Origin of the sequence: Bacillus sp. EE-W1 (assembly GCF_009760835.1) — a bacterium.
Lineage (GTDB): Bacteria > Bacillota > Bacilli > Bacillales > Bacillaceae_G > Bacillus_A > Bacillus_A wiedmannii.
On record NZ_WIPE01000102.1, the window covers coordinates 1 to 14,967 of the forward strand.

General features: G+C 36.4%; 17 protein-coding genes and 1 pseudogene. 8 read left to right on the top strand and 10 right to left on the bottom strand.

Features of this window, described 5'->3' with window-relative positions:
- The first annotated feature begins 188 nt into the window (after positions 1–188).
- A complete protein-coding gene (locus GFJ36_RS25445; protein WP_001125489.1) occupies positions 189–404 on the top strand; it encodes a hypothetical protein in 216 nt (71 codons plus the stop codon).
- Positions 405–464: 60 nt separating this feature from the next.
- On the opposite strand, the gene yutH is transcribed toward GFJ36_RS25445, so the two are convergent.
- Entirely contained in the window at positions 465–1,466 is a 1,002-nt protein-coding gene (gene yutH, locus GFJ36_RS25450) for a spore coat putative kinase YutH (RefSeq protein WP_000581274.1), read from the bottom strand.
- 120 nt (positions 1,467–1,586) lie between these two features.
- On the opposite strand from yutH, the gene GFJ36_RS25455 reads away from it, so the two are divergent.
- Positions 1,587–2,078: a phosphatidylglycerophosphatase A family protein gene (locus GFJ36_RS25455; RefSeq protein ID WP_000665100.1), complete on the top strand. Its 492-nt coding sequence runs from the start codon at positions 1,587–1,589 to the stop codon at positions 2,076–2,078.
- A gap of 23 nt (positions 2,079–2,101) precedes the next feature.
- Here GFJ36_RS25455 and GFJ36_RS25460 read toward each other — a convergent pair whose 3' ends face one another.
- From GFJ36_RS25460 to GFJ36_RS25470, 3 genes are all read right to left on the bottom strand, one after another.
- Positions 2,102–2,581 (bottom strand): GNAT family N-acetyltransferase, encoded by a 480-nt coding sequence (locus tag GFJ36_RS25460; protein WP_098082238.1) that lies wholly within the window; start codon positions 2,579–2,581, stop codon positions 2,102–2,104.
- Positions 2,582–3,084: 503 nt separating this feature from the next.
- A complete protein-coding gene (locus tag GFJ36_RS25465) occupies positions 3,085–5,658 on the bottom strand; it encodes an FtsX-like permease family protein (RefSeq protein WP_141542776.1) in 2,574 nt (857 codons plus the stop codon).
- Positions 5,642–6,430, bottom strand: a complete 789-nt coding sequence (locus GFJ36_RS25470) for an ABC transporter ATP-binding protein (RefSeq protein ID WP_063222118.1) — start codon at positions 6,428–6,430, stop codon at positions 5,642–5,644. The genes GFJ36_RS25465 and GFJ36_RS25470 overlap by 17 nt, the downstream gene beginning before the upstream one ends.
- 220 nt (positions 6,431–6,650) lie before the next feature.
- On the opposite strand from GFJ36_RS25470, the pseudogene GFJ36_RS25475 reads away from it, so the two are divergent.
- Positions 6,651–7,227, top strand: a pseudogene (locus GFJ36_RS25475) (NAD(P)H-dependent oxidoreductase).
- Between the two features lie 33 nt (positions 7,228–7,260).
- Here the strand turns inward: GFJ36_RS25475 and GFJ36_RS25480 are convergent.
- The 4 genes from GFJ36_RS25480 to GFJ36_RS25495 form a co-directional block, all read right to left on the bottom strand.
- A complete protein-coding gene (locus GFJ36_RS25480; protein ID WP_098082240.1) occupies positions 7,261–7,791 on the bottom strand; it encodes an iron ABC transporter substrate-binding protein in 531 nt (176 codons plus the stop codon).
- A 111-nt stretch (positions 7,792–7,902) separates the two neighbouring features.
- On the bottom strand, positions 7,903–8,667 hold the full coding sequence (locus GFJ36_RS25485; RefSeq protein ID WP_002096233.1) for a TIGR01457 family HAD-type hydrolase: 765 nt from the start codon (positions 8,665–8,667) through the stop codon (positions 7,903–7,905).
- Positions 8,668–8,775: 108 nt separating this feature from the next.
- Complete coding sequence (locus tag GFJ36_RS25490) at positions 8,776–9,408, bottom strand: helix-turn-helix transcriptional regulator (protein WP_060488135.1); 633 nt, start codon at positions 9,406–9,408, stop codon at positions 8,776–8,778.
- Positions 9,409–9,501: 93 nt separating this feature from the next.
- Positions 9,502–9,942: a DUF86 domain-containing protein gene (locus GFJ36_RS25495; protein WP_000274003.1), complete on the bottom strand. Its 441-nt coding sequence runs from the start codon at positions 9,940–9,942 to the stop codon at positions 9,502–9,504.
- A 147-nt stretch (positions 9,943–10,089) separates the two neighbouring features.
- On the opposite strand from GFJ36_RS25495, the gene glpX reads away from it, so the two are divergent.
- From glpX to GFJ36_RS25510, 3 genes are all read left to right on the top strand, one after another.
- Positions 10,090–11,061, top strand: a complete 972-nt coding sequence (glpX, locus tag GFJ36_RS25500; RefSeq protein WP_000439090.1) for a class II fructose-bisphosphatase — start codon at positions 10,090–10,092, stop codon at positions 11,059–11,061.
- 16 nt (positions 11,062–11,077) lie between these two features.
- A complete protein-coding gene (locus GFJ36_RS25505) occupies positions 11,078–11,344 on the top strand; it encodes a DUF3055 domain-containing protein (protein WP_000392614.1) in 267 nt (88 codons plus the stop codon).
- A 370-nt stretch (positions 11,345–11,714) separates the two neighbouring features.
- The gene (locus tag GFJ36_RS25510) at positions 11,715–12,212 is read left to right on the top strand and encodes a cytoplasmic protein (protein ID WP_098082241.1); all 498 of its coding nucleotides are present in this window, start codon (positions 11,715–11,717) and stop codon (positions 12,210–12,212) included.
- Positions 12,213–12,257: 45 nt separating this feature from the next.
- Here the strand turns inward: GFJ36_RS25510 and GFJ36_RS25515 are convergent, their stop codons facing one another.
- Positions 12,258–12,569, bottom strand: a complete 312-nt coding sequence (locus GFJ36_RS25515; RefSeq protein WP_002008894.1) for a YutD family protein — start codon at positions 12,567–12,569, stop codon at positions 12,258–12,260.
- 115 nt (positions 12,570–12,684) lie between these two features.
- On the opposite strand from GFJ36_RS25515, the gene GFJ36_RS25520 reads away from it, so the two are divergent.
- Positions 12,685–13,263, top strand: a complete 579-nt coding sequence (locus GFJ36_RS25520; protein ID WP_046954398.1) for a YhcN/YlaJ family sporulation lipoprotein — start codon at positions 12,685–12,687, stop codon at positions 13,261–13,263.
- A 30-nt stretch (positions 13,264–13,293) separates the two neighbouring features.
- Here GFJ36_RS25520 and GFJ36_RS25525 read toward each other — a convergent pair whose 3' ends face one another.
- Positions 13,294–14,025, bottom strand: a complete 732-nt coding sequence (locus tag GFJ36_RS25525; RefSeq protein ID WP_060488132.1) for a MerR family transcriptional regulator — start codon at positions 14,023–14,025, stop codon at positions 13,294–13,296.
- 99 nt (positions 14,026–14,124) lie between these two features.
- On the opposite strand from GFJ36_RS25525, the gene GFJ36_RS25530 reads away from it, so the two are divergent.
- Complete coding sequence (locus GFJ36_RS25530; protein WP_116868002.1) at positions 14,125–14,940, top strand: YhfC family intramembrane metalloprotease; 816 nt, start codon at positions 14,125–14,127, stop codon at positions 14,938–14,940.
- Positions 14,941–14,967 lie beyond the last annotated feature (27 nt).

Genomic DNA, 14,967 nt, shown 5'->3' on the forward strand with positions numbered 1-14,967 from the left:
AAAAGCGGAAGCGGCTCGTTCAGAATCGCTTCCTAGAAAGAGACCCATTTGGGTCTCTTTTTTTATTCAAAAAACACTTCTCCTTTAACATCATAAAACAAAATTGGAAATCCTTCTCAAAAAGTGAGATAATTAATACTATAGAATCGTTCACACATATAAAAGTAAAAAACATAGGGGGACGACACATGCCAAAAATGGGGAACACTTTCTTAACAATTCAAGAACTAGAAAAGAAAAAAGAGTATTTATTAGATCTTTCATCCGTTATACCAACATGGAATGCGAGCTATCAATTTTTATTTAAAGAAATTCAGCAAGAATTATTGAGTAAAGTAAATGAAAAAATTGAAAGACATCAATTCATTTTAAATATATGTGCAGATCAACAGGTAGGGGCATAATGTATTACATACAATTGTGATATATAAAAAAGAGACCTCAATCGGTCTCTTTTTTATATTTTAAGATAGCCAATCTAATTTCCTAATCCCTAACTTATCGACTGGTAAACGAAGTGAGCCATAAAAGTGCTTCATAAATTGCTCAGAGCGGTTCACATCGTGTAAAATGGCTTCTAAGCGATCTCTATATATGCTTTTTTGTTCTTCATTTCCCGTTTGGTAATATCGTTCGACTGTTTCAAAGTAGTGAAGTGGGAACAGGAGCCTTGCAAATAATAGGCGCCAACCAAATGAGGATAGCGAATAATTCCGTTCATAATCTGTAACAAATTGAACGATTGTTTGCTCCCAGTCTTTCTTTTTTTCTATCATCATATAGCGGATTAATTCTGCCATATCTCGAGTTGGGTGATCATACACCCAATCGAAAGGAAGTTTGAGGCGCTTCGTTTGATGCCATAATAAGGGTGTGAATCGTTCTTGGCAAATTGTTGCTGCATCAGTCATTTGCGGCGTATCATCCATCTCTGTATCGACAACATACTGAATTGCATTTTCTGCAACTCCTAAGTAATACGGGAAGGATTCAATAAACAATTGATCGAATACGTCTGTAGGGTGGTTCATCACTTGTGATTGCCAAAACTTTTCTAATTGATCGAGCCTTTTTTCCCATAACGCTTTCCATTCGCCTATGCGGCTTAATTGCTCGATTTCTTCTGGAAAGAATGCACCTCGTTTATGGAATATAGAAAGCTCACTTCCTAATGATGTAGCATGTCGTTCTAACGCACGCATACCTTTTAATAAGCAGTAATTTTGTTCTTCTATCTCACTTACATAGTAGCCGTGTATAGTCGGAACGAAAGTCGCTACAGTTATATCCCCTTGCTGGTTCATATAATCACTGAGCTTTTTCATCTCTACAAGTACTTCTTCCTCCATTTCTCCAATTGGAACAAGTACATAAATTTTGTTGCGAATCCAAAAGCTTTTATAGGGGCCAAGGGGGATTAATTCTTTAACATGCATATGATAATGCTCATAAATATGATGAATCATCGCAGTCGCCACCTATGGTTTTTCTTTATATATATGAGCTTGTGCTCGCCTTTCATTCCTATGCACATGATAAAGCAACGAAACGTATACAAATACTAAAAAGAAAAAAAGGTGATAAACATGAAAGAATCAAATCAACTACAAGAAAGAGCATTACAACTATTACAAGAACGTGGTGTAACAATTGACGATATTGCTGAGCTTGTTCATTTTCTTCAAAAAAAATATCATCCAAATTTAGAGATGTCAGAATGCCGTTATAACGTTGAGCGTGTATTATCAAAACGTGAAGTACAAAACGCACTGATTACTGGTATCGAACTCGATGTCCTTGCTGAAAAAGGAATGTTAAGTGAGCCGTTACAAGATATCGTAAAACGTGATGAAGGCTTATACGGAATTGATGAAGTGATCGCACTTTCTATCGTTAATGTGTACGGCTCTATCGGTTTCACGAACTTTGGATATATCGATAAATTAAAACCTGGTATTTTAGAATTCTTAAATGATAAATCATCTGGAAAGGTGCATACATTCCTTGATGATATCGTTGGCGGGATCGCTGCCGCTGCTTCAAGCCGTTTAGCACACAGAGCTGAGCATTCGGAATAATAAAACATGAAAGACCGTCAGTTTCATACTGACGGTCTTTCATATTTCATGAGCATAAATTCTCTTCCGCGACTCAAAAAAATAGGACCTTGCTGAAAACCTATGTTTTTATATAGCGTAATCGCTCTTGTATTAAATGTCGCTACACTAAGTCGGAACGTTTTTGGCTTATATTCTTTCGCAGCAAATGCTATCCCCGCTTGAAAAAACATTTTTCCCAGCCCTTTCCCTGTTAACGCTGGCTTCATGCCAAGTCCGACATCAATTACATCTTCTCCATCATATAAATGAGCATCTCTTCCCCCTGGCACTTGTGCATTTTCCCCAAAACAAAAATAGCCGATAAACTCCCCCTTATCGTCACAACAACCGTAATACGTCCCATCTAATAATTCTTCTATCGCTTCTTCCTCTCCTGAAAAACTATACAAATCATAAGGTTCTTCATACGCCCACGTATTTATCTCATTTGCTTCTTCTACCGTTAACTTATGTATATTCATCCTTCTCTCCCCTAATCGAATATTCTATATATACTCATTCATTTTTCGTGCCTCATTTCCCTCTAATAGGAATATGCACAATTGCATACGCACACCTATAAATCAAATGGTACAATTTATTTGAATCGCTGTTGCTACACTTCTTGATCAAAGAAAAGGCGTTAAAACGGATATTAGCGCCTTATCAAACTCAAGCAATTGGCACATTTTGTCATCATGAAAGACACTCAAAAGAGTGTCTTTTTTTTATATCTTACAAGGACTTACTCATTTAAAAGTATAAATACATAAAATAATGTAACTCTTTACACACATGAATCTTTTTCTAAAAGTTGTGAAGTAGACTCAAAATAAAAAAAGCACTCTTGGCTAGAGTGCTTTTTACTTTCAAACAAGGAGGTTACATAATATGGATAGTACTCTCGTATTTAACTTCGGCATTGGTATTGTTATTATTTTATTTGTTTTCTTTGTTCTTTGTATGAGTGGGGTATAGCAATCTTTTATGCTGATAACTCCTTTAAAGTATCACTTAATTTAAACTTTCTTAATTGTAATGACGCAATCAATGCTGCCCCCGCTCCAAGCATCACGCTAGCTAGAGCCAGTATGACAACTTGATTATACGGAATAATAATAACCGTTAACTCTAAGCTTGATAACACGATATAGCTAAACATAATCCCACCAAAAATTCCGATACAACCAGCTATCGCTCCAAGTAAAGTTCCCTCTAATAAAACGATCCTTCTCATTTGCTTCGGAATAGCTCCTACCGCACGAATCATACTAATTTCAGCACGTCTTTCATGCAAACTTGCGACAATTGCATTCATTAATCCTATGCCAGAAATAATGAAAACAATTACAACTAACAAGCGAATTAACATCATCATTTGCGATAATAACTGCTCTTGTTCTTTCAATAAATCATAACTGTTTATAACTTCTACATTCTCTTTATTCTTTGTAATTTCTTTTACTTGCTTCTTAATCCCTTCAAATGATTGATTAGAATTAATCATAATTTGAATTGCTTCATATCCTTGTACGTGAAACTTATCGCGAGCCCATTGTTCATTCACAAAAATATCCAAACTCCTTAACCTTAATCCTTGCTCAATAATCGAAACGACTTTAATTCTTTGTTTTTCTTTCCCTTTTCCTTGTACGTCAACCGTATCATGCAACTGAAGCCCTAAGTTTTTAGCCACTTCTTTCGTAATGACTCCCTCACCATCTTGTAATGGCTTATTTAAAGGTTGTCCTGCAATCACTTTCGCCTTTGTTACTTTCTGGTACGCTACAATATCGTTACCTACAACTTCCATTGAATCATAGTTCAAATTGTTTTTTTTCATAAATTCATACCACTCTTGATTCGCTTTTTTAAAGTCATAATTCACAAGCTTTGCTGTAAAGTCAGTAGCATTCCCAACACTCGATTCCACACCATCAATTTTTCTAACCTTCTCCATCCAACTAAACGGTAATGTTTCTATTCCTTGCGACTCTACTGGAATTCTTACTACTAAGTCCGCTGGTAAATGTTTTTGTAACCCTTTTTTCATACCTTCATACATAGAATTTACATACATCGTTCCAACAAGTGCTAACATAAAACCAAATGCTAGTATAGCAACCGACACAGCTGCCTTATTCCGATAACGAATTACATTCCGGCTACTAATCGTCGTTTCAATTCGTAATATCATTTGGAACGGTTTTGCAATCACTGGTGCTATTACGCGAATAAATAACGGAATCGCCAATAACAAACCAACTGCAAATAACAGCGCTCCTATCGCACTTAGATTGAAACCGATATACTGCTCTAATATGCTACCCGTGAGTCCAATAACGGTACCAATGATTAAAATGCTAAGGCTAAAAGCACTCCATCTTTTTTCTTTTTTCTCATTACTAGGAAGACCTGGCCGAAGTGCTTGAACAGGTGGAATCTTTCTAACCATGAAAGCCGGTATAATAGCTCCTATGACAGACATAACAATCCCTAGTAAAAACGTAATGAGTAGAACCTCACCTGAGATTGAGAATGATGCTTTCCCTGCCCCCTCAATATTCACCCATTTGTTAATGAATGATGCTGCAATTGTTTGCGTACCTGCCCCAAGAATAACCCCTGCTAGCGATCCGATTGCTCCGATGCATAAAGCCTCTAATAAAACGACTAATATAATTTGATTTGGGTTACTACCGAGTGCACGTAATAATGCCCACTGCTTAAATCGACTTCTAACAGATAAGAAGAAACTTCCCATTATTAAAAGAGCTACAACAAATAAAGCAATACCACCTAAACTAAAAATTAACGGCTTCATTACATTTAGTCGTTCAAACGCCTTATCAACATAAGTACGTTGATCCACCTTTATATTTTCTATCTTCTTATTTACATCAAGAGCAATTGCTCTTTTCACATTTACATCGGCGGTTTTCACTTGAACGAGGTTGAATTGATTTGATAGATTTAATTCTTTTTGAAGCCAATGGATTGGAAAATAAGCACTATGCCCCATTGCTGCCATTAGCGGTGGATTTAAAATCCCGACGACTTTCACATTCTTTTCTCCATGCTGCGGGAATGGCAACTTAATCGTATCTCCTACTCTTATATTTTCACGATCTGTATACCCTTTTGTCAGTGCTACTTCAGCACCTTCTTTCGGATATCGCCCTTCTACTATTTTATAAGAATGCATTTCTGGAGAATCTTGCTCAACACCCCAATAGGACGGTTTTCCCGATAACTCTTTATAATTTGGAAAAGGATATGGTATAAGTACTTTTGATATTTTTTCAGCATTTTCTAAGCCATCTATTCCTTTTAAACTTTCATTATTTAAATACATATCATTTTTTATATAACCAAATTGTAAATTATAATCTCCATACCGGCTTACTACTTGTTCCTTCACACTTTTCTCTACTGATTGATTGCCTAGCAATAACATCGTCGCTAACATAACACCTAAAGCTGCACCGAGGGCAATCAACATATTTCGCAGCCAATTTTGTTTCATCGATTTTACCGCATATTTAATTACCCATCGCATCACCTTTACCTCCTACTTTAAAGTGACGATTCATAATCTCTTGAATGTGGATAACTTGTTGCGGGATATTTCGAAACTTCCACCCTTTACTTTCAGCATGTTCATGAATCACTTCACCATCTAATAAGAAAACAACTTTATCCGCATGAGCGGCTACGAACGGGTCGTGCGTTACAATGACAGCTGTTTGCCCTAACTCATCACACGCATTGCGAAGTGCCGCAATTATGTTTTTACTATTTTCCGAATCTAATGCCCCTGTTGGTTCATCAGCTAATATAATAGCCGGCTCATTTGCAAAAGCTCTTGCGATCGCAACCCTTTGCTGTTGCCCGCCTGATAACTGTGCTGGTAAATGTTTTTCTTTTCCCTTCAATCCAACAAGTTCTAATAAACGAGTTGCTGTCACCGTTGCCTTCTTTTGCGAGACATTATCTAACAGTAACGGTAATCCTACATTCTCTTCTGCACTAAACACTGGAATCAAATTAAACTGCTGAAAAATAAAACCGATTTTATGCCTTCTAAATAAAGCTAGCTCTTTTTCTTTTAATGTTGATATCTCTGTACCGTCAACTCGAATACTACCTACTGACGGAATATCTAATCCACCTAACAACTGAAGTAAGGTCGTTTTACCCGATCCACTAGCCCCCATAATACAGACGAAATCTCCTTTTTGAATTTGAAGATTAATGCCTTTTAATATCTTTACTTTACTATCCCCAATATCAAACGATTTTTCTAACCTTTCAATTTCAATAATATTCATCCCCATATCCCCTTCTCTCTCTATTTACCAATCTATATATTCTATTCAGAATGCAAAATCCCTACTTTTTTGTATTTTTTTGTCACATACTAACATGTATCCCATATTAGCTAATTACATTTTCGCTTTATTTCTCACGTCAAAAAAGTTGACTCTCACAACAGAAGTAACCATAATAGTTACATAAATAAAAAACTATCCACAAATAGGAGGAAGAGCAATGAAACATGTAATCGTTTATGCACACCCAAATACAGAAAGCTTCAACCATGCGATTTTAGAAACGGTAAAAAGTGAATTAGAAGAAAAAGGTCATGAAGTACGCGTTCGCGATCTATACGAGTTAAACTTCAATCCAGTATTAGACGCTTCCGATTTCATCTCATTTTCTCAAGGAAACACACCAGAAGATATTAAAGAAGAGCAAGAGCATATCTCTTGGGCGGATAGCATTACATTCATTTATCCAGTTTGGTGGGCGGGACTTCCTGCTATTTTAAAAGGATACGTTGACCGTGTATTTAGCCACGGCTTCGCTTTACGGTGAAAATGGTATTGAAAAGTTATTAAGCGGTAAAAAAGGCTTACTATTATCTACAATGGGAAATACGAAAGAAGCATACACAGCAGGCGGTATGTTTGAAGCAATGAAGAAAACAGCAGATGTTGGTATTTTTGAATTTACAGGTATTGAAACAATTGAGCATACATTCTATACGAGTGTTCCTTCTGTGGATAACAGTGTGCGTAAGCAATATCTTGAAGAAGTTAAAGATGTTGTGAATCGTGCATTCTAATAAAAAACTCCGGTTGTTAAAACCGGAGTTTTTTTATTTCATCATTAATTTTGGAATATATCTTTGAAGAATGCTTTCTAATTCATTCATATCTTCCTGTCTAATAAGTAAATTTACATTGTCATTCATTTTTTCTCGCCCGCGATATAAAAATATATTTTCTTTTGGATTTTCCCATGTTGATGTTTTATAGCCTTTTAATTCTTCGTATGAATAAAAGTTTAATCCGTCTACTACACCTTTTTCATATATTTGTACACTTTTAATAAGATGGATAGCTATTAAAGTCATAAAACAACTTGCTACAGCATGAATACCTAGCTGAATGAGAAACTGTTCAACTGTATCAATATCACCACTTACGTACTGAGTATATATATACATACATTGCCCAATGAAATATGCTGGTCCAAGTAATGCAATCCAACGTCTTTTCACCCGAGGATACATTGCAATGAGTTTTCCTGAGCTTTTTTTCATTTCATTTATTTTATATATCTTCCATAGAACAAAAAACAAAACACATAATGTAAAAACAAACATAATACATGACATCCAGTACACTCTGATTCCTCCTTGTATCATTACATATAAATTTTACATTTTATATAACAACGGCGAATATGCAATTATGCATAAAAAAACAGGTAACCTATTCCGGTTACCTGCATTTCATTACATCTTCTCAATCCACTCCGTCAAGTTATGCACAACTTGCGTTGGTTGTACTTCATATTCTGTTAACTTCTCCACAGTTGTGACTCCAGTGTGGACAAGAAGGGTATGCATGCCAGCATTTACTCCCGCTAAAATGTCTGTATCGTAGTTATCCCCAACCATTAATGCTTCATCTTTTCCTATACCAAGCACTTTTAACGCTTGTTCCATAATGATTGATTCTGGTTTTCCAATAAAGATTGGATCCACGCCTGTTGATACTGTTACAACTGATGTTAATGAACCGTTACCTGGTAATAATCCGCGCTCAGTCGGAATGGCGATATCTCCATTTGTAGAAATAAACGTTGCGCCGTTACGCACAGCAAGACAAGCTTTTGCTAATTTTTCATATGTGATGTCACGATCTAAACCAACAACAACGAAATCAGGATTTTCATCCACAAGTTCAAATCCTTTTTCCACAAGTGCATCATGTAAGCCTTCTTCACCAATCATATATACAGTTGCGTCTTGTTTACGTTCATAAATGAAGTTCGCTGTCGCCATACTCGTTGTGAATACTTGCTCTGCTTCCGCTGGAATATCGAAACGAACAAGTTTTTCTGCCACTTGTTCTGGTTTACGCGTTGAATTATTCGTAACGAATAAATAAGGAATGCCGCGCTCTCCTAATGCTTTTACGAAGTCGCTCGCTTCTTCAATTTGTTCTTCTCCGCGATACATCGTACCGTCTAAGTCAATTAAGTAACCTTTATACATCATTATGTCTCTCCTTCTATGCTAACGTTCTCACCTTATCATACCACTCTTATATTACCCGCTTTTTCCAAAGAAAAAAACGCTTTACCTAAAAGCGCCCCATAACGTTCATTTTTTCTCTTTTACTTGGTAAGAACAACTACAATCGCCCTCACACATGTTTGCTAACGTCTTTACATCTGCTCCTGCAAATAAACGATTATACATCTCTTTTTCATCTTCGCATACTTGCGGGAATCTCTCTGCAATTTCTTTTAACGGACAGTTTTGTTTTTCAATTACGAAAGAGTTCTCCCCATCTCTCTTTATTTGAACCATATAACCATTTTTCTCTTGCATAGCCGCTATCTCTTGCACTTTAAATGCTAAATTCTTTTGATTACTCACTCGTTTTTGCAACTGTTCTTCCATTCGCTTCGTTCTCTCTGTTAAAACGTAACGAAGTATTTTTTCATCACCCATTCGAGCTAAATCTTCTAGCATATCAATCGCAAATTGCTTATACTCCTTCGGGAATGTATCTTCTCCCTTTTCACTTAATCCATATAAATAAGTTGGTCTTCCGACATGTTGTCTTACCATCTTAGAATAAATGAAACCATCTTTCTCAAGATTACTTAAATGTCTTCGGATCGCCATTTCTGTAATCTCTAAAACGTCAGCTAGTTCCGCTACTGTGTGCTCTCCCTTAACTTTCAACAATTGTACAATTTCATCTTTCGTCGTACGTGCTTCCCCCATGCTTAACCCTTCTCCCTTCTCCCTTTTCCCTTTACTTTCTCACATACAATATAAGATCCCCAAAAGGCAGTCCCGGGGATCTTATAAGCATAATTATTCTGGTACAAATGCAGATACAGGTCCTAATTCCTTCTCTAAATAACTGCGAATATTTGCTGGGTATTTCTCTACCACTGCAATATGTTTTTGAATCGTCTTATATAATTCATCATGATTCATTTGAATATAATCTTGCGTAAGCATTTTTCGAAGAAGGATAATTTCTTTCATTCCTTGTCCTTCTTCTGCACTTATCACTCGCTCGTCCATCAAAATATCGATAATATCTTCATAACTTCCTGGATCGCGCATAATAAATCCATCAATCATCGCATTCCCTACATCTAATACACAATCAATAATTAGATGAGCTATACGTTCTAATGCGTAAAATTCAAACTCGGTTTCATATATCTTTTTCTCTTGAAATGTACTTGTTGCTCGTTCTAAACATACTAGCATTTGTTCTATTTTCTTTCTGTCTACAAAATACATGAATGTCACCTACCTGGAAATTAAAGCATTTACATTTTAATTGTAACGCTTTCTTCTGAAAAAATCGACAATTTTTCGAATTCACCTTTTCTCCGTTATTTGTTATAGTTATATTTGTATGATTTTTGAAATTGGAGGAATGGAATCTTGGAACGTGAACTCGCACTAGAAATTGTCCGTGTAACAGAAGCAGCAGCATTAGCATCCGCACAGTGGATGGGCCGCGGAAAGAAAAACGAAGCAGATGATGCAGCAACTACAGCAATGCGTGATATGTTTGATTCAGTAAACATGGCAGGTACAGTTGTAATTGGTGAAGGAGAACTTGATGAAGCACCGATGTTGTATATTGGTGAAGAACTAGGAACAGGTAACGGTCCAGAAGTAGACATTGCCGTTGATCCATTAGAAGGTACAAACATCGTTGCAAAAGGTCTTGCAAATGCAATGGCAGTTATCGCAATCGCAGATAAAGGAAACCTTCTTCATGCTCCTGATATGTACATGGAAAAAATCGCGGTTGGTCCAAAAGCAGCTGGTAAAATTAGCTTAGATGATCCCATTGAAAAAACAATTGAAATTGTAGCAGAAGCTAACAATAAAAAGATTCGCGATCTAACAGTTATCGTGCAAGAACGTGAACGTCATCAAGATATTATTGACCGTGTTCGTGCAAAAGGTGCACGCGTAAAATTATTTGGTGATGGTGATGTTGGTGCGTCAATCGCAACAGCACTACCTGGAACGGGTATTGATTTATTCGTAGGTATTGGCGGAGCTCCAGAAGGTGTTATTTCTGCAGCAGCATTAAAATGCCTTGAAGGTGAAATGCAAGCTCGCTTAGTTCCAATGAACGAAGAAGAAGAAGCTCGTTGTCGTGAAATGGGATTAGAAGATCCTCGTCAACTTCTTATGTTAGATGACTTAGTATCTGGGGATGATGCAATCTTCTCAGCAACTGGTGTATCTGCTGGTGAGTTATTAGACGGTGTTAAATTCCTTGGCGGAGATCTAGCTGAAACATATTCTATCGTTATGCGTTACAAAACAAGAACGGTACGATTCATTAAAACGCATCACCATTTAGATCATAAACCACACTTAAACTTAGATATTTAATAAAGGAGCCATGTGTATGGAAGAACGTTTCTTTCTGTACGACGATACAGTCGCTACAAGAACTCGTTTCGTTAGCTTTATGGGAGAAAATGAGCGTCATGATTTAGCGCTTTTATACTCCGATCGTCATTACGGTAAAACAATTGTCCTTGATATACAGCGCAATAGATTTGCAATCATCGGTCCTGACGATTTAAACGAACCAGGCTACTTAGAGCATGCATTTTCTATGACTGAAGAAATTGCAGAAGAATTACGCTCATTTTTATTTGAACTTATATAATTTATCTTAGGCACCAGCTATTTTAGCTGGTGTTTTTTCGCTTTGAGTATTTTGAATTTTCAATCTTATATGTTATAATTAAGAATAAATCTATTTGGATAGAAAGGACGTTATCTACGTATGCCAACATTTACTTTGTAATGGACCAGCAATTGGATAGCATTACTCTCAAAAAAGCACCGTGCTTTTTCAAGGGAGTAGTCTGCCCATTCCCATTACAAAGGAACGTAACGCATCTGTAGTATGATGTTTACGGAGGTTCCTAAGGGAACCTCCTTTTATTTTTGTCTATTTCTCATGTCTTCATACTACAAGACATCCAAATAGCTGTATTACGTTTCTTTGCCACTACTATAAGAGGTGAAGAAAAATGCAGAAAGTACAACTTTCTTGGAGTTTATATGAAAATGAACAAAACACAATCGAAAAGTATTGTAAAAATTGCAGACGCACTACCTTATTTACTGACACGAATATTCGTAGGCATAACGCCAACGGAAAAAATATATATCGTTTTGCCATTTATAAATGTCCGAAAGATCATACGTGGAATCAAAAGCTACGTATTTATAAAGCATTCACTGATCACGTTGAAACAGTCGATATGACGCAGCAAGATCAAACAGAAACAACTACTACCATTTCCATTACACAACATAAAGAAAGCGGCGTAGCTGAAATTACAATTGTATTAGACCTCGTTTTCGGTTCCCACCGAATCGATAAAGCTTTATCCACATATATTTCTGACTGGAGCCGTACACGCATTGTGGATAAAATTAAAAATGGGGATATTCAATTGAACGGACAACAAATGAAACCAAACGCAATACTTTCTGAAGGCGATCATATCTCGATTTGTTTATAAGCGAAAATATGCAAAAAATCCTCTTACAATCGTAAGAGGATTTTTTTATTTCTTCACTTTTCGTAATACGAAGTGTGCACAACCGAAATTACAGTACTCGTATAAATACTCCGTTAACGTACTAATTTTCGTATCATATGTCGAACGTTGATTACTATCATCAAAGAAACCGCGCAATCTAAGTTGCTCATAACCCCAATCCCCAACGATGTAATCATATTTATTTAAGATTTCTGCATAACGCTCTTTAAATGCTTCTTCACTAAAACCGTCACGAAAGTTTTTAATTACTTCGTACTGAACATTATTAATGCTCACCGTAGCATGCATCTCTTGCTCTTGCTTTTGCTCCATCATTAACTTCCTCTCTAAGCATTCTTCTTTTTATCGTATCACAAAGCATACCAACCAACAATTTCAAATACAAAAAATTGAAAATTAGTGCATGCTATGGAGAAGGAGGTGATACATCGTGAAAAAACAAATTATACTCTCTCTCCTCACTCTTTCCTTATTTGCAGGCTGTCAATCATCTAATAAAGCCGAAATGGAACGTGAAGAAGGAAGTCGTGTTCTTGTTTCCAATAAAAACGACATGTATCATACGGAAAATACAAATACAAGATTAACGAGAGTCGGTTATTCATCTAAACAAAAACATGAAGTATCTAACAAACAAGTAGGAGCCATTAACCGTGAGAAAGTCGCTGAAATGATTACAAGCATGACAGTCAAACTTCCTGACGTTACAAACGCTGCTACGCTCGTTACCGATGATGAAGTATTTGTTGTATACCGTGCAAACACAACGGATCCAAAACTCGTAGCGGATCAAGTATATAAAGCTGCTTTGTCCATCGTCCCTCGCTATTATAAAGCATATGTATCAACAGACCAAAAGTTGATTTCTCAAATTCAAGGCCTTCAATCAGGTAGCTTAAATGATACAGAATATACACAGAGCCTCGACATGCTAAAGCGAGAAATGAGCAAAAATCCTCATTTAAACAATACGGGGGATCAGACTTTGAATGATATGATTAAAAAATAAAGAAGGTGGAGAAAACCTCCACCTTTTTTACTATTTCTTACGATCCGCATAAACCTCCATCGCATCACACATAAACTGTGCTAAACCTTCACCAAACTTATCGATATTTTTCGTGAAGCGCTCATCAGCGACGTACATTTGACCGAGTCCTTTAAAAGCATCTAGTGAATATTCTCCAAAGTTTTGCAAGTAATCGTACCATACCCCGATTGCTTCCTGTGCCTCTTTAGAATCTGGTGCGCCGTGTCTAAGCGCCGCTAAATTTCTGTAAATAGTATTAAACTCTTCTTGATTATCTTTTGACATACCTTTCGCGTATTCATTCGCTTTATCTACAGCTGCGTCTCCCCATCGTTCACGCGCTTCTTCTTCGTACGGATTATGGCTGAAATCGAAGCCTTCAAATTTCTCTTTATTCGTCATTTCAATCTCTCCTTTTGTATGCTGAATTGTTTTATCAATTGTCGCAATCACCTTATCTAATCTGGCACGTTTTTCAAGAAGCATTTTCTTATGAAGCTGTAGTGCTTCTTCGTGGTCAAATGATGGACTCATGATAATTTCTTTAATTTTCTTCAAAGGGAAGCCTAGCTCTTTAAAAAATAAAATTTGCTGCAATGTCTCTAAATTTTTATTGGAATACAGACGATATCCAGACTCTGTCGTCTCGTCTGGGGTTAACAACCCAATTTCATCGTAATGATGCAGTGTGCGCACACTAATTCCAACTAAATTAGCTACTTCTTTTACCTTCATTGTCATGTGTATCTCCCCCTTAATACATACGATAAAGTATGACGCAACGTTAGAGTCAATAAGTAAATTCATTTTTTGTTAAAAGTTTCATCTCCACTATATTTCATGCATAATAGATATGTACATATATTAGAAAGCGGTGAAAGTATGGTTTCAAGTACGGTAATTGCCAGTATCACAATTCAACTTGTGATTTCGATTCTGGTACCTATTATTGCGTTTGTTTATTTCCGTAAAAAATATAATATTAATTGGAAAGTGGTCGGCGTTGGTGTTCTTATCTTTATTGGATTTACCCAAATTCTCGAAACACCGTTCCACCTATTTATGCGTGGTAATCCAGCAATCGCTCCATTTTTAGAAAATCCGTTTGTCTTTGCAATTTATGGCGGACTAACTGCTGGTATTTTTGAAGAATTAGGACGCTTCGTTGCCTTCTTCTTCCTACTAAAAAAATATCTAGAATATAAAGATGGCTTCGCTTATGGAATTGGTCACGGCGGGATTGAATCCATTTTAGTTGGCGGATTCTCTGCATTGCAGACACTTATATTCGCTAATGCTATTAACAATGGTAGCTTCGCTCAAATGGCAGAAAAACTACCACAATTAAATCTTGTAAAGGATATGTTAATAGAACAACCTGCTTATTTATACTTCCTTGGCAGCTTGGAAAGAATTATGGCTCTTGTATTGCAAATTGCCTTTACAATGCTTGTCTTATACGCAGTAAAACAGAAGAAATATATCTTCCTTGTTTACGCTATATTATTCCACGCATTTGTAGACTTTTTCGCGGCACTTTATCAAACAAAAACAATTAACATCTTTGTTGCAGAAGGAATTACCCTTCTCTTCACAATTGGTGCTGTCATTCTTATTCGTAAAATGAAAGAGAAATTAATGAGTGTACCGGAATAAAAAATAACCCACCAGCTGGTGGGTTAT